We start from the raw sequence: 21,529 nt of genomic DNA, 5'->3' as shown, positions 1-21,529 counted from the left end.
CAATATCCTGATATAAAGATCGCTTTTAATCTGACCCAGGGACTGAGGAACATATTTAATACAGCCAAAACAATAGAAATAGCGTATACCAAACTGGCACATTGGTACAAAGATGTAGAGAATACAGGATTTAGAGCGTTCAACACAATTGCGAACACGATAACACTCAATTATAGATCAATACTGAACTATTTTATAAACAGAAGTACAAATGCCTCAGCAGAATCATTCAATGCAAAGATCAAAGCCTTTAGAGCACAGTTTTGAGGAGTCAAAAATGTAGAATTCTTCCTTTATAGATTAACCACAATCTTTGCATAAACACAACAATTGGGCTTGATCCAGATTTTGACTTGATCCTGTAAACCCTTGAATTTACCGCATAAAAAAAGAGTAACCATTTCTGATTACTCTTACTTAGTAGCGGGAACCGGACTCGAACCAGTGACCTTTGGGTTATGAGCCCAACGAGCTACCTACTGCTCTATCCCGCGATATAAATTAAAATGATTCTCTTAGCTTTTAACTCTCGGTTCATAATGCCGACTGTATCATTTTAGGACTGCAAATATAGAAGCTTTTTTTCGATTAGAAAAACTTTATTCACTAAAAAACTCTTAATAACTAAATATTAAGAGTCTCTATAGTGTTTGGCAAATGCTAATCTTCTGTGTCTAAAGTCGCAAGCGCTCCGCCCTTACCTGTATTTTCATAATCAAACTCTGTCAACTTGGGAAACTTTTTCCCCAACTGTGCCAATTCTCCTTGAAAACTGTTGTTTCCAATAAGCAAGGTTTTAAGCTTGGTTAACTTTACCAATTCTGAAGGGAGATCGCCGTAAAACCCATTGTTGGACAATACCAATTCTTCAAGGCTGGCCAATTCACCAATAGATTGTGGTATCGGTCCCAGCAATTGATTATCAAAAACACTTAGTGATTTCAACTTCTTGAGCTGTGAGAAATCTGAAGGTAATTGTCCAGATAACGTGTTACTGCTAATTAAAAGACTTTGTAAGTTTTTAAGGTTTTCAATGGATTGCGGGATGGAACCCGTTAAATTATTGTTGTATAATTCTAAGGTTTTTAAATTTGCGAGATTACCAATGGATTGGGGAATCTGTCCTGACAAGTCGTTCATGAAGAGCTGCAAGGACTCCAAAGAGGCCAAGGTGGTCAACTCCTGAGGAATAGCTCCTTTAAGTCTATTAAAACCTAAATTTAATGTTTTTAAATGCGTCAAATTACCGAGGCTAATAGGAATGTTTCCAGAAATTGAATTTCTATATAGACTCAATTGCTGCAAATGAATTAAATTACCCAATTCAGTTGGTAAAGTTCCTTTTAAATTATTGAAATCTAAATCTAATGAAACAACTTTATCGGCAACAACCTTAACACCATACCAGGTATTAACTGGAGCTTGAAGATTCCAAGTGTTTTGCCAAGCATCACCTTTGGTAGAATTAAAAAGTGCAATAAGTGCATTTTTCTCTGGTGTTGAAACCTGACCAAATGATAGGACGGTCATTAACAGAAACAACAATGTAAGTTTAAGTGTTTTCATAGATATTAAATTTGGTTGGCAAGTTTAAGAGACGAATGTATAATAATATCGATGAAAAAGCAATTATTTTCGATGAACGGCAACTCTCAACCCGCCGAAAATTATAGAAAACTAACAACCAGCAGATTACACAATAAAGGAACTCGCAGTATTTATTAAAGCAAATGGGTTTAAAAATCCCAGAAAGCTCAGTTTATGATATCTTAATTTTTAGGGGCTGGAGGATATCCCGATAATACCTTTTCCACAATAGCTTTAAACTGAGATTCCCTCACCTCAGGTTTAGCATTGGGCTGAAATGAACTTTCACTTACAGCTTGCCAAAACAATCCTGACTTGTTATTATCAACAAATTCGAACAATATTTCTCTATTTATATTGGCCTGGCCCACCGGGATTCCTATGGAAATCCCGCCACCTACATTGCCACCACCACCGCCAACACCTACGCCTACATTACTGTTTCTTGCTTCTTGGAACGTATTGCTCTTAATGTCAATCAGAAAATCTGGAGAATCAGAAACACTCATACCTTTAGCCTGCAAACCAGCATCTAAAGCAGCCAAAAATCGTTTTGCGTCCAACTCGCTCATTCCCATGTTCATGTCATTATAATAATTATAGGTTTTGTAAGCATTGAAATCTGTTGTTTTCTCATAATCATAATTCACGCGCACAGCAGTACAGGACATAACCAGTACGGCAAGTCCAAATAGGAGAAGTGATTTTTTCATAACTTTTTATTTTAAAGGTAATAAAAAATAAGCCTCAGCATCAAATTTCAAAAATGATTGAGATATGATTACCGAGGCTTTTATAAAAAAAGTTTCAATTATTTACTTGGCGGCATCGTTGGCCGTACCTCAATCTTACTTGGCAAAGTACGCTCATTCATCTTTACTAGATCAATCACCAGTTCACCGATATCTTCACTTTGAATTTTCCAAGCATCCTTATCATCAGGCTCATTCCCATTGAAATGAGTAGAAACCGACCCTGGCATAATGGTGCTTACCTTAATGTTATGTTGTCTCAAGTCTAACATCACCGATTGTGTAAATCCGGTAACCCCAAATTTACTTGCATTATAAGCTGATCCACCGGCAAAAAAGTTAGTTCCTGCCAAACTGGAAATGCTAATAAAATAACCTTTAGATTTTTTAAGAGCCTCAAGGCTCGATTTTATAGTGTAAAAAACACCAGAAAGATTTGTGTCTATAGTTTCTTGCCATTGCTCTGGTGTCAAGTCTTCAATGGATGCAAAATGCCCCAAACCAGCATTGGCTACTACAATATCCAACTGCCCAAATTTTGACAGCACTTGTTTTACCGCATCTTGTTGACTTTCATATTTTCTGACATCCGCCATCACCCCAATTGCTTTTGCAGATGATTTTGATTTCTTTGTAAGTTCTGTTGCTGCCTCTTTTGCACTCGCTTCGCTACGGCTTGTTATGGCGACATTCACGCCCTCATTTAACAAACTCAGTGCTACACCGTAGCCAATGCCTTTACTCCCGCCTGTGATTAAGGCCACTTTATCTTTTAAGTTTTTCATTTTATATCGTTTTATCCAAAGTTACGAAACGAAAAACCCCAACCTAAATTAGGATTATTAAAATTGTATTAAATGTTTATGGAAAACACCCCCTTTCAAGATTTTATCGGGAAGAAAAAGCGCTAGAAAATAATAATGATGAGAAATTGAGAATGGAAATAATAGAATCCATTCTATTATTTTATACTTTTTTCATGACAATTCAGTTGTTTAAACTCTCAAAAAGAAAGAGCATTACTAACAACGCGCTTTATATGAATGATAAACTAAACCCGACATTACACATTCAACATCTTCCAAAGTCGGTCCTTTAATTCCGTGATGCCCTTTTGCGCTACGGACGAAATAAACATATAATCTATTGGCAAGGTTGTATCGAGTTCTTTCTTTAGTTCCGCTTCCAATTCAGCATCTAGCATATCACTTTTTGAAATGGCAATCAAACGCTCTTTATCCAACATTTCAGGGTTGTAACGACGCAGCTCGTCCAACAGAATTTCATACTGCTTAAGAATATCATCAGCGTCAGCAGGTATTAAAAATAACAGAATTGAATTGCGTTCAATATGTCTCAAAAAGTAATGGCCAAGTCCTTTGCCTTCCGCAGCACCCTCAATAATTCCGGGAATATCCGCCATTACAAACGATTGGAAATCACGATACTCTACAATTCCCAAATTTGGTTTAAGCGTTGTAAACTCATAATCGGCAATTTTTGGTTTTGCAGAAGTAATGACTGACAGTAATGTCGATTTTCCGGCATTAGGGAAACCTACCAAACCAACATCAGCCAAAAGCTTTAGTTCCATAAGAATATCACGTTCCTGTAACGGAATACCTGGTTGGGAATAGCGTGGTGTTTGATTGGTCGAAGTCTTAAAATGCCAATTTCCGAGTCCACCCTTTCCACCTTCAGCAATAATTTTTTCTTCACCATTCTCAGTGATCTCAAAAATAATTTCATTGGTTTCAGCATCTCTTACAACAGTACCCAATGGCACATCAACGTAGACATCTTCACCATCACCACCAGTACTTCTAGAAGCGCTGCCATGTTCACCATGACCTGCTCTAATGTGTTTTTTAAACTTTAAATGATATAAAGTCCATTGATTGTCGTTCCCTCTAATAATTACATGACCACCACGACCACCATCACCACCATCAGGACCTCCTTTGGCTATATACTTTTCACGATGCAAATGCATTGAGCCTTTACCTCCGTTTCCGGATTGCACGTTCATTTTTACATAGTCAACAAAATTCCCTTCAGTCATATTCATTTCCCACGAACGTGGGAATCCATTTAATTAAAATCTAATCTAGGAACCTTCCTTACGATTAAACTTAATAGTTCAACAAATTTAGCTTCCCAAGTATTGGGTTGCTTGTTTAAATTATTGCTTATAATTTATCAATTACCTTATTTAAACGCTCAGTGATTTCTGAGATGCTACCAACGCCATCCACACCACAATATTTATCTTGGGCGTCATAGTAATCTTTCAGAATCGCTGTTTTTTTATAGTATTCCTTGATGCGATTTCTGATAATTTGCTCATCAGCATCATCTGCCCTTCCACTTGTTTTTCCGCGACCCAATAAACGCTCTACTAAAACCTCATCATCCACTTCAAGAGCAATCATCCCATTAATCTGAGAATCTTTACCATCCATCAATTCATCTAAGGCTTTTGCTTGAGCATTTGTCCTTGGAAATCCATCGAAAATAAATCCGTTGGCATCGGAATTTTTTTCAACTTCGGCATTTAACATATCAATAGTGATCTGGTCTGGCACCAACTCTCCTTTATCCATAAAAGATTTAGCCAGCATCCCTAATGCCGTTTTGTTTTTTATATTCTGTCTGAACACATCACCCGTAGAAATATGTACAAGATTATAGGTCTCCTTTAAAAAATTGGCTTGAGTTCCTTTTCCAGCTCCTGGAGGTCCAAATAGGACAAAATTGGTCATGTGTTGCGTTGTTTTTAATTGATATACTTCAGGCAAATTTCTTCCCAATGCGTCGTAATCCAAACCGTATCCAACAATAAATTTATTAGGAATTTCAATACCAACATAATGTAGCTTAAAGTCTTTTTTATATGCCTCAGGTTTATAAAACAGCGTAGCAATCTTCAATTCCTTAACCTCTTCATTTTCAAAAATACGATGGATTTCCACCAAGGTATTACCAGAATCAATAATATCTTCAAGAATCACCACTGTTCTACCCGTCAAATCTTGCGTCAATCCGATCAAGCGTTGAATATCATCTGTTGATTTAACGCCTTCATAAGATGCCAACTTTATAAAAGTCACCTCACATGGTTTCGGATATTTTTTAACAAAATCACTGACAAACATGAACGATCCATTTAAAACTCCAACAAAAACAGGAATATCATCTTGGATATCATTTGCAACTTGGTCCACCATTCTCTGAACGGCAGAATCAATTTCCTCTTCAGAAATAAATGGTTTGAAATATAAATCGTGAAGTTTAATCACTATAATTGGTTTTTAAAAGATGCAAAGATACGCTTTTTGATTTAAAATTTACTCCCGAAATTTCAGGATTTGATTTACAACTTTCAGAGTTTAAACGTATTTTTGTTTTTTTGATGACATAAATTTAACCGAATTTTCTACGTAAGAACCTTAAACATGACTTATTTCTCTTCAAATTTTAAACTTGGCATTCTTGGTGGCGGCCAATTAGGCAAAATGTTACTTACAGAAACTCGTAAATTTGACATTTATACCTGCGTGCTCGACCCTAGTGATGAAGCTCCGTCCAAAATTGCTTGCAATGAATTTACCAAAGGCGATTTAATGGATTACGATACTGTTCTTGACTTTGGAAGAAAAGTGGATGTTCTGACTATAGAGATTGAGAATGTGAATGCAAATGCCCTAGAGACTTTGGAAAAAGAAGGCATTAAAGTATTCCCTTCTTCTAAAACCTTAAAAACCATCCAAAACAAAGCCACACAGAAATTATTTTATGTGGATCATAATATTCCAACGGCAGATTTTGCACGTTTCGCTTACGTCTCTGAAATTGAAGATGCAATTGATAACGGCGGACTTCATTTGCCTTTTGTCTGGAAAGCCGCTCAGTTTGGGTATGATGGCAATGGCGTGAAGGTGGTGCGAAGCAAATCAGATTTAAAGGAGTTGAAGGATGGGGAATGTATTGCCGAAACAATGATTCCTTTTAAAAATGAGCTTGCGGTGATTGTGAGCAGAAATTCCAATGGCGACGTCAAAACTTATCCGATTGTGGAAATGGAGTTTCACCCAGAAGCCAATCAGGTAGAATATGTAATTTGCCCTGCAAGAATTGACGCGAGAGTAGCAGAAAAAGCGCACAAAGTCGCTTTAAAGGTTTCTGACGCATTCCATCATGTAGGATTATTGGCGGTGGAAATGTTCCAAACTCAAAACGACGAGATTTTGGTAAATGAAGTGGCACCAAGACCACATAATTCTGGACACCACACTATTGAATCAAGCTACACCTCTCAGTTTGAACAGCATTTAAGAGCCGTTTTAAATTTACCACTGGGAAAAACAGGCCATAAAGTTGCAGGGGTGATGGTGAATTTAGTGGGAGCCGAAGGTTTCTCAGGTGCTGTTGTATATGAAAACATAGAACAAATTATGGCAATGGATGGTGTAACCCCACATATCTACGGTAAAAATCAAACCAGACCATTTCGAAAAATGGGCCATGTTACGATAGTCAATGAAGATCTGAATGAAGCGCGAAAAATTGCGGAAGATGTCAAAAATTTGATTAAGGTCATCAGTTAACACATATAAAAGAGAGCATTTGAATTTTTACGATCTTAAAAACAAAGATTTTGAAATTTGAATCTTACACAAGAGATAAGAATTATGAGCAAAATAGGAATCATCATGGGTAGCAAAAGCGATCTTCCAGTAATGCAAGACGCAATTGATATCTTAAAACAATTTAACATTGACGTTGAAGTGGATATTGTATCAGCCCACAGAACGCCAGAAAAGTTATTTGATTATGGAAAAAACGCCCATACCCGCGGTTTTTCAGTCATCATTGCAGGTGCAGGTGGGGCAGCACATTTACCGGGAATGATTGCTTCTTTAACGCCGTTGCCAGTAATAGGTGTTCCTGTAAAAAGTAGCAATTCTATTGACGGCTGGGACTCAGTTCTCTCCATCCTTCAAATGCCAGGAGGCGTACCTGTGGCGACTGTGGCACTCAACGGTGCGAAAAATGCAGGCATTCTTGCCGCTCAAATCATTGGAAGTTCAGATACCAAAGTCATGGATAAAATCATCGCTTATAAAGAAGATTTAAAAATATCCGTTATTGAGTCGGCCAAAGCTTTAAAATAGAAAATCCCCAACTTCAGTTGGGGATTTTTCTGCTATTAATCAATTATATTAAAGGGCTTTATCAAAACTTCTTTTTTACAATTGTTCAACAAAGGTAAAAATATCATTACCAAAAATATTTAAAATTAAGTTAATTATCGGCGATTACTACCCGTTATAGATAGTGTCCGATAACGGCTATACAATATATAAAAGCACTTATGAACATTCTCAATACACCTTTTGATACGCCATACAATACGGCTCCTTTTACCAAAATAAAAGATACAGATTTTCTCCCGGCATTTAAATTCGCCATTACTGAAGCTCAGTCAGAAATTAACGCCATAACCAATACTGAAGCTCAACCTACCTTTAAAAACACTATTGAGGCTTTGGAATTTACGGGACATCAATTAGATCGGATTTCGAGTATTTTTTTCAACCTAAATTCAGCAGAAACCAGTGATATTATTCAAAAAATAGCACAGGAAGTCTCTCCATTATTGTCTGAATTCAGTAATGACATCACCTTAAATAAAGCCCTCTTTAAAAGAGTCAAAGCTGTCTATGACCACAAAGAAAGCTTGGACTTAACGGTTGAACAACAGACGCTTTTGGATAAAAAATATAAAGGCTTTTCCCGCAATGGTGCCAACCTCTCTGAAAAAAAGAAGCAAAAACTTAGAGATATTGATAAGCAATTGAGTCAAATTTCATTAAAATTCGGTGAGAATGTCTTAGCAGAAACGAATAATTTTGAGATGTTGATCACCAATGAAGGTGAGCTGGCAGGCCTGCCAGAAGGCGCACTGGAAGCAGCGAAGCAATTGGCAGAAAGCAAAGATAAAGATGGATGGATGTTCACATTGGACTACCCGAGTTACATTCCGTTTATGACCTATGCAGATAATAGAGCACTCCGAAAAAAACTAGCCATTGCAGCCGGAAGAAAAGCATTTAAAGGAGATGCGCTAGACAATCAAAACAATGTTCTTCAAATTGCCAGATTACGTTTTGAACGTGCACAATTGCTCGGTTATAAAACCCATGCCCACTTCGTTCTAGAAGAGCGTATGGCAAAAACACCGCAAAAAGTAGAGGCCTTTTTGGAAGAACTCTTAGCTAAGGCAAAACCTGCCGCATTAGCAGAATTTGAGGAACTTCAGGAATTTGCCCGTAACAAAGACAAGATCAATCGTTTAGAAAAATGGGATTCTGGATATTACGCCGAAAAATTAAAACAAGAACGCTTTGATCTGGATGACGAAAAGCTAAAACCCTATTTTAAATTGGAGAATGTCATTAATGGCGCTTTTAAAGTGGCTCAAAAGTTATACGGACTGGAATTTGAAGAAATTACCACCATAGACAAATACCATGAAGATGTGCTTACCTATAAAGTAACCAATACTGTGGGCGATTTGGTTTCCATTTTTTATGCCGATTTTTTTCCAAGGGCAGGAAAACGGAATGGCGCCTGGATGACCAGCTACAAACCTCAATTTATAAAAGAGACCACCAATGAGCGCCCACACATTTCTATAGTGTGTAATTTCACTAAACCTACCAAAACGAAGCCTTCACTCTTAACTTTTAATGAAGTCACCACCCTATTTCACGAATTCGGACATGCACTTCACGGCATGTTGGCCAATACCACGTATCCGAGTTTATCGGGCACAAGTGTGTTTTGGGATTTTGTTGAATTACCAAGTCAGATTTTTGAAAACTGGTGTTATGAAAAAGACGCATTGGAATTGTTTGCAACACATTACCAAACGGGAAAAGTGATTCCCATGGATTTTGTTCAAAAAATTAAGGATTCATCTACTTTCCATGAAGGGATGCAAACCATGCGACAAATCAGTTTTGGTCTTTTAGACATGAGCTGGCATGGGGCCGATCCTACAGCAATTACTGATGTTAAAACCCACGAATTAAAAGTATTTGAAGACACAAAATTATTTCCTGATGTCAAGGAAAATTGTATGAGCACTTCATTTTCCCATATTTTTCAAGGCGGCTATTCTTCAGGATACTACAGCTACAAATGGGCTGAAGTACTGGATGCCGATGCTTTTGAATTCTTTAAGGAAAAAGGCATTTTTAATAAAGAAGTTGCCACAAAATTCATGGAGAACGTGTTATCTCAAGGCGGTATCGAAGATCCAATGGTGCTTTACAAACGTTTCAGAGGTAAAGAACCTCAACCTGAAGCATTGTTAAAACGTGCTGGATTGATACCTATAAAATAGTTATTTATCGACATTTCTAACGAGATAGACTTCTAGAATTGATAAATTATTGGCTATAAGGTCAGAATACTGACCAGACATCCAAAAAGTGAGAACGACGTCTATTGGAATGCTGAAGAACTAAGCGATTGGACTACAGTTTTAGGAAACGCTGACGTGCTGATTAATCTCACCGGGAAATCAGTGGACTGCAGATACCCCGAAACGAACAAAAAACTAATCAACGATTCAAGAATAGACGCCACACATGTTTTGGGACTAGCCATCAACTTGTGTGAACAGCCTCCAAAGTTGTGGATAAATGCGTCAACTTCAACTATTTACGAAGGCTCTTTAGACTATGGAAACGACGAGGAACAAGGAATAATTGGTGATGATTTCTCCATGAACATTGCAAAATCATGGTAACATGCCTTCTACGCCATTTCAAATCCAAAGACCCGGAAGATAGCACTTCGTACAGCCATCGTTTTGGGCAAAACAGGCGGTGCGCTTATCCCGTTGAAAACATTGACCAAATATGGACTTGGCGGCAAACAGGGCTCAGGCAATCAAAAAGTAAGTTGGATCCATGAACAGGATTTTGCAAACGCTGTCGATTTTTTAATTGACCACACCAACCTTTCCCGAAATTTTAATCTTTGCGTCCCGCAACCAACGGACAATAACACTTTAATGTCTGCCCTAAGAAAAACATTAAAAATCCCAATTGGAATCTCACACCCTGAATGGCTTTTAAATATTGGAGCGCAAATTATCCGCACAGAAACGGAGCTTATTCTAAAAAGCAGAAATGTGGTTCCCAACCGTTTATTGGATAATAATTTCAGTTTTAAACACAAAAACATTCAAAACGCTTTATCTGATTTGCTGAATAATTAAATTTTAATTACTTATTTTTGATACAAATCGCTATGAAAACAAATGCCAAATCATCAACTTAACCCGAAAAAGTGGATTGAGCGCTATTCGGATTACCTCTTTAATTATACTATAACGCGTGTCAATGACCGCGAAATTGCAAAAGATATACTTCAAGATACGTTTTTCGCAGGTTTAAAGTCAATGAAAAATTTTAAAGGAGAGGCGACCGAGCGCACTTGGCTTATTTCGATCCTAAAACGAAAAATCATTGATTATTATAGAAAGATAAATTCGAAGAAAGGTCAAGCTGAAGTCAGAATGACTTATAATACCGACGAGAATGAAGGAGATTGGCTTGAAGAACGTGTAGAGGATGAAGGTTATTTAAATGCTGAAGAAATTCTAGAAAACTCTGAATTAGGTGATGCTATCTATAATTGTTTGGATAAACTACCGGAAAAACAAGCAACCGTTTTCAAAATGAAAACCATCCTAAATTATGAAACAGAAACTATTTGTAATGAACTAAACATCACTGCGTCTAACTTATGGGTCATTATTCATCGTGCACGGATTGCAATGGCTGAATGCATGGAGAAAAACTGGTTTAAATCATAGCAATGTCAAGATCATTTTTAATTTCAAAAGAAGAAGCATTTCATATCTGCGATAAATCGCAATATCGTGAATCTACCTTGTGGGAAAAAGTCAAACTTAGCTTCAGATACCTTTGGTGTCGCACCACGAGACTCTACGTCAACCGGAACACAAAGTTGACCAAAACTTTAAAATCATCCAAATTGGAATGTTTACACTACAGCGAGCGCAAACTTATTGAAGACCGTCTGAACGAACAGCTAAAAAACGAAATGTAGGATCAACCACAGGATAGGCACGCTTTCGACATAAAAAGAACTGTAATAATTGCTTCTTTTCCTATTGGAAAAAACAATGCAAAGCAAAGTAACACATGCCACTACAAAGGTTAATGCAATCAACTTCTGATTCAATTCCTCTTTAAAAAACTCCAACACACAAAAAACAATCGCTCCCATAACGCCCATTATTTTGGTATTTCTTATTCCAATTTTCTGAGGAATTGTGGCCAATTTCAAACTATCATATTGCAAATCCCTAATTTCAAAAGGCAACATCAAGAGCATGACCAAAACAAATCGTTGGGCGGCTGTAATCCAAACATCGATAGAAAAGAATGCGTTATTATCTAAAACAGGAAGCAGAACCGTAACCCCAGCCCAAACCAAGGCAATTACATATACTTTTACACCGCCAATGTTTCTAAGATTTTTTTGTTGGTCCATAAAAAATCGTTTTGGTAAAAAAGGAATGGCATATAAAAATGTAATGGCCCCAAAAATAATAATATAAAGCATCGTTTTGGTTGTTAGTTGAAACATAAACCAAAGCATTAACAGGAAACAAATAAAAGAATATACCTGAATAATTTTCAACCACCTTGCCAGTTGCCGATGATGAAACCTTGCCATCCCGAAATACTTCACAAAATTATAACCTGTAATTGTAGAGAAAAACACAAACAACAACAAGGGCCAATCGGTTGGCAAATTAAGCTCCAACAGACTCACAAAGGTCATAGAAAACACCGCCAAGGCTACATGGGTGCTACTATTGATGTAAAAATCAAACAAAGGCTTTATGCGCTTCATCTTACAAAAATAAGCATTGTGTTAATAAGACGTTCAATTGGTTAAAAACTTTAGATTTCGTTAACTAAAAATGGTCAATAATTCCGTAAATTCGCGGTTGGAAAAAAGACCTTTGAATCCACAAATTTAAAGTGCTTAAAAATTTGAATTTCACGCAAAGACGGGAATCTAACACAACACTATCTTAATGAATACAAACAGTTTTGCTCTTCGCCATATTGGTCCAGACGAAAATGACCAAAATTTAATGCTCAAAGCCATTGGAGTTGAAAACTTAGATCAATTGATCTATGAGACACTTCCTGATAATATCCGATTGAAAAACGGATTGAATCTTGACGCGCCAATGTCTGAGTACGAATATAATAACCATATTCATGAGCTTTCGAAAAAGAATAAAATTTTTAAATCTTATATTGGATTAGGTTATCACCCCACCATTGTTCCTGCCGTTATTCAACGTAACGTTTTGGAAAATCCGGGATGGTATACGGCCTATACGCCTTATCAAGCTGAAATTGCCCAAGGACGTTTGGAAGCGCTTCTGAACTTCCAAACCATGGTTACAGACTTGACAGGAATGGAAATTGCCAATGCCTCGCTACTTGACGAAAGCACAGCCGCGGCTGAAGCTATGGGATTACTATTTGCTGTTCGTGATCGTGATCAAAAGAAAAACAACATTAACAAATTTTTTGTTTCTGACGCCATTTTACCGCAAACCTTGTCTTTGTTGCAAACCCGGTCTGCTCCTATTGGCATTGAATTAGTTGTCGGGAATGAAGAGGAATTCAGTTTTTCATCAGAATTCTTCGGGGCCATTTTACAATACCCGGGAAAAGACGGATTGGTAAGCGATATCAAGTCATTCATTGAAAAAGCCAATGCCAATCAAATAAAAGTGGCAGTTGCGGCTGATATTTTAAGTTTGGTAAAATTGGAAGCTCCAGGTAAATTTGGTGCTGACGTGGTAGTTGGAACAACGCAACGTTTCGGAATACCAATGGGATATGGCGGTCCTCATGCTGCCTATTTCGCAACTAAAGAAGACTATAAACGTGATTTGCCAGGACGTATCATTGGAGTAACCAAAGACATGAACGGCAACAGAGCGTTACGCATGGCATTACAGACCCGTGAGCAACATATTAAACGTGACAAAGCCACATCTAATATTTGTACCGCGCAAGTACTATTAGCCGTTATGGCAGCAATGTACGCTGTTTATCACGGTCCAAAAGGTCTTCAATTTATTGCGTCCAAAGTTCATAATACGGCTTCAGGTGTGGCAAATGCTTTAACGCAATTGGGGTACAAACAAAAAAACACCTCATTTTTTGACACGCTTAAAGTTGAAGCAAACGCTGAAAACATCAAAAAGATAGCGGAACGCCATGAAGTTAATTTCTATTATCCTAATGCAGATACTGTAACGATTTCAATTAATGAAACGACTTCCCTAAAAGATGCCAATGAAATTATTGCCATTTTTGCTGAGAACCGTCAAAAGGATACGGTTACCTTAACAGCCATTGAAGAGGCCAATTCCATTTCAGAGAATTTACAACGTCAATCAGAGTTCTTAACTTTGGATGTCTTCAACAAGCACCATTCAGAAACGGAGTTGATGCGTTATATCAAAATGCTGGAGCGCAAGGACTTGTCTTTGAACCACTCCATGATCGCGTTGGGTTCTTGTACGATGAAACTTAATGCTGCCGCAGAGATGTTACCATTAAGTTGGCCAAATTGGGGTACTATTCATCCATTTTGTCCCGTTGAGCAGGCTGAAGGTTATCATATCGTTCTAAAAGCATTAGAGGACCAACTGACTGAAATTACCGGTTTTGCTGGCACTTCTTTACAACCAAATTCTGGCGCACAAGGTGAGTTTGCAGGTTTAATGGTAATCAAAGCCTATCATGAGTCTCGCAACGAAGGCCATCGTAATATTTGTTTGATTCCATCTTCTGCACATGGTACCAATCCAGCAAGTGCCGTTATGGCCGGAATGAAGGTGGTCGTCACAAAATCTACTGAGGAAGGCAATATCGATGTGGACGATTTGCGTGAAAAGGCGCTTAAGCATAAAGATAACCTCTCATGTTTAATGGTTACTTATCCATCTACCCACGGGGTTTATGAATCTGCCATCAAGGAAATCACACAAATTATCCACGATAATGGCGGCCAAGTCTATATGGATGGCGCCAATATGAATGCTCAGGTTGGTTTGACCAATCCTGGAAACATTGGTGCAGACGTATGCCATCTTAATTTACATAAAACATTTGCCATCCCTCATGGTGGTGGTGGTCCAGGTGTTGGCCCTATTTGTGTTGCAGAACAATTAGTGCCATTTTTGCCAGGCAACCCAATTATCAAAACTGGTGGCAACAAAGCAATCACTGCTATTTCAGCAGCACCCTTTGGATCATCTTTGGTATGCTTGATCTCTTATGGATATATCAAAATGTTGGGTGCTGAAGGCGTGACAAAAGCGACACAAACAGCCATATTGAATGCAAATTATATCAAGCAACGTCTGCAAGGTCAGTTTGACACTTTATATTCTGGAGAACGCGGACGCGCCGCCCATGAGATGATTGTAGATTGTAGGCCTTTTAAAGAAAATGGCATTGAAGTTAGTGACATCGCAAAACGTTTGATGGATTATGGATTCCATGCGCCAACAGTGTCCTTTCCAGTGGCTGGAACGCTGATGATTGAACCTACTGAAAGTGAGAGCAAAGACGAAATGGACCGTTTCTGTGACGCCATGATTTCTATCAGAAAGGAAATTGACAATGCTTCAAAAGACGATCAAAATAACGTGCTTAAAAATGCACCACATACTTTAGCGATGCTGACCTCCGGTCAGTGGGATTTCCCATATTCCAGAGAAACCGCTGCATATCCGTTAGAATATATTCGTGACAACAAATTTTGGCCATCCGTTAGACGCGTAGATGATGCCTATGGTGACAGGAACTTAATTTGTACATGTGCGCCGATTGAAGAATATATGGAAGCATAGTGCTGTTAAACCAGTATAATTATTACCAAAAGCGCTCTTTAAAATATTAAATGAGCGCTTTTCTATTAATTTTTATTTCTATGTGGTATATTTTTGATAATTTGGCAAAAATCATCAATAAACACTTGAATTAGTGTTGACCAAAACGAATATTAAGTACATTTAGTGAATTGAACAAATTTTCAAAACAAATGGCAATAAAGATTACTGGCACCGGTAGCTACATTCCAAGTAGCATCGAAAAAAACGAAAGCTTCAGTCAACATCATTTTCTAAATACCGACGGCTCAAGTTTAAAGCATCCCAATTCGGTCATCATTGAAAAATTCAAAGCAATTACTGGTATTGACGAGCGCCGTTATGCTTCAGACCATTTAACCTCCTCTGACCTTGCTTTTTTTGCTGCAGAAAAAGCCATTGCTGATGCCAATATAGATCCTGAAGAATTGGATTATATCATCATGGCACATAACTTTGGTGATGTTAAACATAACACGATTCAAACGGATGCATTGCCTTGTTTAGCCTCTCGTGTAAAACACAGTTTACGAATTAAAAGCTCAAAATGTGTTGCTTATGACATCCTTTTTGGCTGTCCGGGGTGGATTGAAGGCGTTATTCAGGCAAATGCTTTCATAAAGGCCGGTATTGCGAAAAAATGTTTGGTTATTGGGTCTGAAACACTCTCAAGAGTAGTGGACAAACATGACCGAGATTCTATGATCTATAGTGACGGTGCTGGCGCTACCATTGTTCAGGCAACAGACGAAGAAGGCGGGATTTTGGCCCATGAAACTGGAAGTTTTACCTATGATGAAGCCTATTATTTATACTTTGGCAACTCCAATAATAAAGATTTGTGTGAGGATACCCGTTATATCAAAATGGACGGAAGAAAAATATATGAATTTGCACTAACCAATGTGCCTTTGGCTATGAAAGCCTGTTTGGATAAAAGCGGCAAAGACATTAAAGATGTGAAAAAGATCTTTATACATCAGGCCAATGAGAAAATGGATGAAGCGATACTAAAACGCTTTTATAAGCTTTATGACACTGTAATCCCTGAGGGCATCATGCCGATGAGCATACACGAATTGGGAAATAGCTCTGTTGCAACCATTCCTACCTTATTTGATTTGGTCAGAAAAAATAAGTTGAAAAATCAAACGCTGAGCAAAGGCGATATCATCATGTTTGCCAGTGTAGGTGGCGGTATGCATATCAATTCGATAGTTTATCAATATTAGGATGACTATTGGCGTTGTTGTAGATAATGAGTTTGATCATGACCATCGTGTCCAAAAGGAAATCCGTTTACTTCTAGAGGAAGGCCACACGATAGCTGTACTCTGCTTTGATTTTGGAAAGACTTATAAAACCTATCCAGATTTTCAAGTAACACGAGTTAAGATCCCTAGAAAAATTAGAGATCTCTTTGTGCTTTTGAGTACAAATTTTAAGCTGTACGAACGGTTATGGCAAAAAAATATTACCAAATTCATATCCGAAAATAAGTTAGATGCACTACATGTGCACGATCTCTATTTGGCCAAAGCAGCTAAAAAAGGTATTCTGCAATCAAAGCGTGACATCCCCTTAACTTTAGACCTTCACGAGAACTATCCCGCCGCAATAAATTCATATCAATGGGCCATAAAAGGATGGCGAAAATATGTAGTCCAACCCCAAAAATGGTACGATAAGGAAGGTGAATACTTAAACTTTGCCAATCATATTATCGTATTGAGCAATTCCTTTAGGCAGGATTTAATAAAGCGATTTTCGTTTTTAAAACCAGAAACGATATATACGCATCCAAATATGCCTGATTTTGACAGTTTTCAAACCTTTGAAAAAAACGAGTATTCTGTACCGTTTCATTCAAATTTACCGACGCTATTCTATTTTGGCGTCGTGGCGAAACGCCGTGGCATTATCGATATTCTACCATGGATTATAGAACTTTTGGAAGAGGGAAATGAATTTCACACGTTGATCATAGGACCTACTGATAAAGCAGATAAAGACGTGTTTCTCAGTTATGTCAATCATCCAATTGCAAACAAGTATCTCACTTATATGCCATGGACGGATATGAAGTACCTTCCGGCCTATCTGAAAAAAATTACGATTGGTTTGGCGCCCTTTCAGGTTAATGCCCAGCATGATTCGGGTGTTGCCAATAAATTATTTCAGTATATGTATGGCGAAATCCCCATCTTGGCCACAAAATGCAAAGCACAGCAGGAGCTTATTGAAGCTTCAGACTGCGGATTACTCTATGAAACCAAGGAAGAGTTTAAAGCTGCCATAAAAAAACTGATTGAAAGCAAAACGCTTCGGGAGACCTTGGGCTCAAATGGTAAAGAAAAACTGATTGAGCTTTATCAGAAGAATGCTGACAAAGCGTTTTTGGAGATTTATAACGAGTAAAATCTGAAAATGAGTTCAAGACCGCTTCGCTACGGGATCTAAGAGACATCTCAATTATAAATAAATGAACTTCCTTTAATTTATCCCTTAGTTAACTTATTATTCTTTTCCCGATATAAATGTTATAGCTTTCTGAATATTTCCATCTAAAAGTAAGTCGTCAAAATTATCTTGTTTTGAAACAAGAATGTCTGGAATAATTTTATCGTAATAATTACCATTTCTATCACTGTCAAAAGAGGTTGTTAAAATCAATAAAGATTCAAAAGGTAAATCAACATTCATATTTCCTGTTGTATAACCAGATGTCGCTTCTCCAATCAAAATAGTTTTTGGTCTTGCTTTAAAAGCCAAAGCCGTTATTTCTCCTGAACTCGCTGTAATAGCACTCGTGATAACCGCCACTTTTGTTTTAACCAATAATTCCCCTTTTGGATTTATATACGATTGTTTAAAAGGGTTTTTATCAATATGAAAGATATAATTTCCTTTATCTAAACTATAAGTAGTTGTTTGCCTTTTTTTGACATTTAATGAACCCCAAACAGTATTATCTCCTAAAAAATCATATAATGATAGCAACATGGGTTCTGCATTACCTCCAGTGTTCAATCTTAAATCTATAATCCATCCATCTAATTTATTGTTACTTTTTAATTCGAAAATTTGATCATATAAAGGCTGAGCAAGCGTGTGCGTATATTCTGGACTAAAATCTGAAGGGGAAATTTCAGGCATTAATATATATCCATATTTTCCGTCAATTATTTTCGCTTCAAAATCTTGTTTTGTTGAAAATTTCTCTTTCAATTGTTCACTTAAAAGATTTGGAGCGATTTGAAATGGAATTGAATATTGATTTTCTTTATAGCGTACTTTACAATGTGTGGCTCCAATTTTCACAAACAAATTTTCTAACTCATTAAGTGAACTTTGAAAGTCGGCGTATTTTGTTAAACTTTGGTGAGTTTCAGATTTAACTTTGCGCCAATCGACATCTTTTTTAAACAGATATTGCTTTTGCAGATTCCTAAATAAAGCATCATAAAATATTTCTATACTGTCTTGTGATGTTTGTTGATTTTGTGCCATTACGTTAAGAGATAGACCTACGGTAAAGATTATTAAAAATGTTCTTTTCATATATTTAGACATCTGTTTTATTGGTTTCTGCATTTTAACCACTTCTAACGTTTCAACCCGTTTAAAAATCAATTAAAACTCCAACCATAATAAGTACTCATAGCTTCTAATTTATTCTCCAATACGTCTTCCAATTGTGGAAAAAAGTCAATCCCAGTGAGTACCTCTACAGAATCCACTGGAACTACAAACTTACACAATGGCTCTTTAGAATCTTTACTTGGCATTAAAAAAGCAATCATCTTTTGATTATTCGGATCATATATAATTTTATAAAAATGTTCAGGGACCGCTACTTTTTCATTTCCGATAGTAGCTAAATTATCTTTTAAAACGCCCCCAGCAACCACATAAACCCCATCATATTTGCGTGCCCAATCGCGAACCTTTTGCTCTAAGCTATTCCAAATACCTGCATTAAACTCATGATTCTGCGGACTGATGTTACTAGTTAAAAATGTTTCGTCGTGCGCTTTTTGATTGTAATTTCTGTCTCCAGCGGGACATAAATGCCCCCGATCATATCCCGAGTTTTTATAGTTACGCCAACTTGCTGCACCCGTTTTTACAGCGGGGTCAATTTCAAAATAGGGGCGTTTAAAATTCGATTTTGAAAGGTGTGATTTTTTAAGCTCATAAGCCACCCACTCCGCTTGCTCATGAGGCTCACTATAAGAAAGCGAATACCTTTGATGATGTATCACCTGCCCAGTGGTGCTGGAAGGCAAAAAGAAGGCATTGGTGTCTGATTTGACCCGTCCGCCTTCTTTTATAATTCTTAAAGATTCTTCTTCGTTTAAAAAAAATTCGTAACCATATACTCCAAGCACGAGGAGTATAGCAATCATGCCATAAAGATTTTTTTTAGTCAAATTGCTATTCTAAAACAAATTCCAAGGGCTGACCTGAAGAACCACTTGGGAACCCAATGCCTAACACGGCAGACATTGTTGGGGCAATGTCGGTAATATTTGTTTTCTTGTAGGTATGGCCATGTTTGATACCTGTTCCGAAAAGTAAAAGTGGTACGTGGGTATCATAATTAAAGGCAGTCCCGTGGGAAGATCCCGTCAAACTATAGGATAGAACCGCAGGATCAAACACATAAATCACATCACCGGAACGTTTTTGATTATAACCATTTTGGATCAATTCTTCTATCCCTCTTGAAAAAGAAGTTTTCATCATTGATTGGCCTGTGTAAACCTTATCGATATGTTGGTATGAAATAATCTCATTGGCAATACTTTGCTGAACGTCTGCAAGCTTTAGTCCCATTTCAGAAATTTTTGCTCTATTCAGAAAAATTTGGTTATTGCTAAAGTTCTCTATAAGATCTTCAGTATTATAGGTCGTCTTTAAAAAAGCATTTAACTGGTCTTTAAATGCTTTGCCACTAAAATATCCGGCAGGAATTTTTAAACTCGCTAAATAAGACGGCACCTCAACAGCAGCATGATCTGCAGTTAAGAAAACTGTGTAATTGCCTTTGCCTACCTTAGCATCCAAACCATTAAACAAACGCTCTAAATCCTGATCTAATCGTAAATAAGCATCTTGAACCTCCTTTGAACTCACTCCAAAATTATGGCCAACATAATCTGTACTTGAATAACTAACAGCCAATACGTCTGTAAATTCATCTTTTCCTAAAGATTCACCATCAATTGCCGCAAGCGCAAAGTCAGTTGTCAAATTATTGCCGTAAGGTGTTGCCTTAAGAATATCATATCCAGAATTCTTTTCTTTTAGAGCCATCAAATCATAAGGAAATGTTGCTGTTTCCTTACCGTTATAACCGCCTTCAAAAGTGTTTTCATCTGCTGCGCTTTCGGTATAGGTTGAAATATCATATAAGGTATTCCATACTTTAAAATAGGAACTTGCTTGTTTTGAATTGTTGAAATTTTGAACCCATTGTGGCAATTCATTCATATAAAATGTACTTGTTATCCAACGGCCCTCGTCAGCACCATGAAACCAATATGCGGCGTTTGCAGTGTGGCCTGCCGGAAGTATAGCACCTCTATCTTTAAGCGCAATCCCTATGGTTTTCCCTCGTAATTGCGTGAAAAGTCTATTTTCATCGGCAAACGTGGTTGTTTTCATCCTGCTTGGCGACATTTTACCAGCATCATGCGCGGTACCAACTGATTGCACACTATCATCACCAGCACAATAAACCGATTTTTTTATCTCCTTGTCGTACCAATTATTTCCAATAATGCCGTGATATTTAGGTGTCGTTCCTGTATAAACTGAAGCATGCCCGGGTGCCGTATAAGTTGGCACATAATTAAAATGGTTGTTTTTGCAATTGAATCCTTCATTTATCATCCGCTTAAAACCGCCTTCTCCATACTTACTATAAAATCTTGTGAGATAATCATAGCGCATTTGATCCACAACAATGCCCACAATTAGTTTTGGTTGCGTTTGAATAGTGTTATCTTTGCTGGTCTTGTTTTTAGAACTCCCTTGTTGTGCTTGAAGTGATGTAGCAAAAAACAAAGTGATAAGGATACTGGAGATAATATTGTTCATTTTTCTAAATTGAATTTAAATATCAAACATACGGCTTTTTTAAAAAATCTTAATTATAAATAAAAGA

At 37.3% G+C, this 21,529-nt stretch carries 19 protein-coding genes and 1 tRNA gene; 10 read left to right on the top strand and 10 right to left on the bottom strand.

Annotation, left to right across the window (positions count from 1 at the left end):
* Window positions 1–267: transposase (locus tag G525_RS0116135; protein ID WP_027127076.1), on the top strand; the 267-nt coding region annotated here is incomplete at its 5' end.
* A 154-nt stretch (window positions 268–421) separates the two neighbouring features.
* Here the strand turns inward: G525_RS0116135 and G525_RS0116130 are convergent.
* The 6 genes from G525_RS0116130 to G525_RS22130 form a co-directional block, all read right to left on the bottom strand.
* Window positions 422–494 (bottom strand) — tRNA-Met (locus G525_RS0116130).
* Window positions 495–660: 166 nt separating this feature from the next.
* A complete protein-coding gene (locus tag G525_RS0116125) occupies window positions 661–1,566 on the bottom strand; it encodes a leucine-rich repeat domain-containing protein (protein WP_027127075.1) in 906 nt (301 codons plus the stop codon).
* Between the two features lie 203 nt (window positions 1,567–1,769).
* Entirely contained in the window at window positions 1,770–2,300 is a 531-nt protein-coding gene (locus G525_RS0116120; protein ID WP_027127074.1) for a DUF4136 domain-containing protein, read from the bottom strand.
* 98 nt (window positions 2,301–2,398) lie between these two features.
* Window positions 2,399–3,124 carry an SDR family oxidoreductase gene (locus tag G525_RS0116115; RefSeq protein WP_027127073.1) on the bottom strand — a complete coding sequence of 242 codons (726 nt, stop codon included), beginning with the start codon at window positions 3,122–3,124 and terminating at the stop codon, window positions 2,399–2,401.
* Between the two features lie 278 nt (window positions 3,125–3,402).
* Window positions 3,403–4,401, bottom strand: a complete 999-nt coding sequence (gene obgE / locus G525_RS0116110; RefSeq protein ID WP_027127072.1) for a GTPase ObgE — start codon at window positions 4,399–4,401, stop codon at window positions 3,403–3,405.
* Between the two features lie 127 nt (window positions 4,402–4,528).
* Window positions 4,529–5,638, bottom strand: coding sequence for an adenylate kinase (locus G525_RS22130; protein WP_084647778.1), 1,110 nt, complete (start codon window positions 5,636–5,638; stop codon window positions 4,529–4,531).
* Window positions 5,639–5,794: 156 nt separating this feature from the next.
* Here G525_RS22130 and G525_RS0116100 point away from each other — a divergent pair, with 156 nt between their 5' ends.
* The 6 genes from G525_RS0116100 (at window position 5,795) to G525_RS0116080 (ending at window position 11,232) form a co-directional block, all read left to right on the top strand.
* Complete coding sequence (locus tag G525_RS0116100; RefSeq protein WP_027127070.1) at window positions 5,795–6,946, top strand: 5-(carboxyamino)imidazole ribonucleotide synthase; 1,152 nt, start codon at window positions 5,795–5,797, stop codon at window positions 6,944–6,946.
* A gap of 84 nt (window positions 6,947–7,030) precedes the next feature.
* Complete coding sequence (gene purE / locus G525_RS0116095; RefSeq protein ID WP_027127069.1) at window positions 7,031–7,513, top strand: 5-(carboxyamino)imidazole ribonucleotide mutase; 483 nt, start codon at window positions 7,031–7,033, stop codon at window positions 7,511–7,513.
* A 200-nt stretch (window positions 7,514–7,713) separates the two neighbouring features.
* The gene (locus G525_RS0116090) at window positions 7,714–9,750 is read left to right on the top strand and encodes a M3 family metallopeptidase (RefSeq protein ID WP_027127068.1); all 2,037 of its coding nucleotides are present in this window, start codon (window positions 7,714–7,716) and stop codon (window positions 9,748–9,750) included.
* 156 nt (window positions 9,751–9,906) lie between these two features.
* Window positions 9,907–10,158 (top strand): Rossmann-fold NAD(P)-binding domain-containing protein, encoded by a 252-nt coding sequence (locus G525_RS21895; protein ID WP_051209981.1) that lies wholly within the window; start codon window positions 9,907–9,909, stop codon window positions 10,156–10,158.
* A gap of 63 nt (window positions 10,159–10,221) precedes the next feature.
* Entirely contained in the window at window positions 10,222–10,632 is a 411-nt protein-coding gene (locus tag G525_RS21890; RefSeq protein ID WP_051209980.1) for a DUF1731 domain-containing protein, read from the top strand.
* 42 nt (window positions 10,633–10,674) lie between these two features.
* Window positions 10,675–11,232, top strand: a complete 558-nt coding sequence (locus G525_RS0116080; RefSeq protein WP_027127067.1) for a sigma-70 family RNA polymerase sigma factor — start codon at window positions 10,675–10,677, stop codon at window positions 11,230–11,232.
* A gap of 239 nt (window positions 11,233–11,471) precedes the next feature.
* Here the strand turns inward: G525_RS0116080 and G525_RS0116075 are convergent, their stop codons facing one another.
* Window positions 11,472–12,302, bottom strand: coding sequence for a UbiA prenyltransferase family protein (locus G525_RS0116075; protein WP_027127066.1), 831 nt, complete (start codon window positions 12,300–12,302; stop codon window positions 11,472–11,474).
* Window positions 12,303–12,489: 187 nt separating this feature from the next.
* On the opposite strand from G525_RS0116075, the gene gcvP reads away from it, so the two are divergent.
* The 3 genes from gcvP to G525_RS0116060 all read left to right on the top strand — a co-directional run bounded on the left by gcvP (window position 12,490) and on the right by G525_RS0116060 (window position 17,775).
* Window positions 12,490–15,339: an aminomethyl-transferring glycine dehydrogenase gene (gcvP, locus tag G525_RS0116070; protein ID WP_027127065.1), complete on the top strand. Its 2,850-nt coding sequence runs from the start codon at window positions 12,490–12,492 to the stop codon at window positions 15,337–15,339.
* A gap of 191 nt (window positions 15,340–15,530) precedes the next feature.
* Window positions 15,531–16,589 carry a 3-oxoacyl-ACP synthase III family protein gene (locus G525_RS0116065; RefSeq protein WP_027127064.1) on the top strand — a complete coding sequence of 353 codons (1,059 nt, stop codon included), beginning with the start codon at window positions 15,531–15,533 and terminating at the stop codon, window positions 16,587–16,589.
* A 1-nt stretch (window position 16,590) separates the two neighbouring features.
* Window positions 16,591–17,775, top strand: a complete 1,185-nt coding sequence (locus G525_RS0116060) for a glycosyltransferase family 4 protein (protein WP_035479935.1) — start codon at window positions 16,591–16,593, stop codon at window positions 17,773–17,775.
* Window positions 17,776–17,874: 99 nt separating this feature from the next.
* On the opposite strand, the gene G525_RS0116055 is transcribed toward G525_RS0116060, so the two are convergent.
* The 3 genes from G525_RS0116055 to pafA form a co-directional block, all read right to left on the bottom strand.
* Complete coding sequence (locus G525_RS0116055; protein WP_027127062.1) at window positions 17,875–18,918, bottom strand: S41 family peptidase; 1,044 nt, start codon at window positions 18,916–18,918, stop codon at window positions 17,875–17,877.
* Between the two features lie 68 nt (window positions 18,919–18,986).
* A complete protein-coding gene (locus G525_RS0116050) occupies window positions 18,987–19,766 on the bottom strand; it encodes a DNA/RNA non-specific endonuclease (protein ID WP_157491956.1) in 780 nt (259 codons plus the stop codon).
* A gap of 28 nt (window positions 19,767–19,794) precedes the next feature.
* A complete protein-coding gene (gene pafA / locus G525_RS0116045) occupies window positions 19,795–21,462 on the bottom strand; it encodes an alkaline phosphatase PafA (protein ID WP_027127060.1) in 1,668 nt (555 codons plus the stop codon).
* Window positions 21,463–21,529: the final 67 nt, after the last annotated feature.

Source organism: Gelidibacter mesophilus DSM 14095, from assembly GCF_000423005.1.
Lineage (GTDB): Bacteria > Bacteroidota > Bacteroidia > Flavobacteriales > Flavobacteriaceae > Gelidibacter > Gelidibacter mesophilus.
This window is presented reverse-complemented; position numbering and strand designations above follow the sequence as displayed.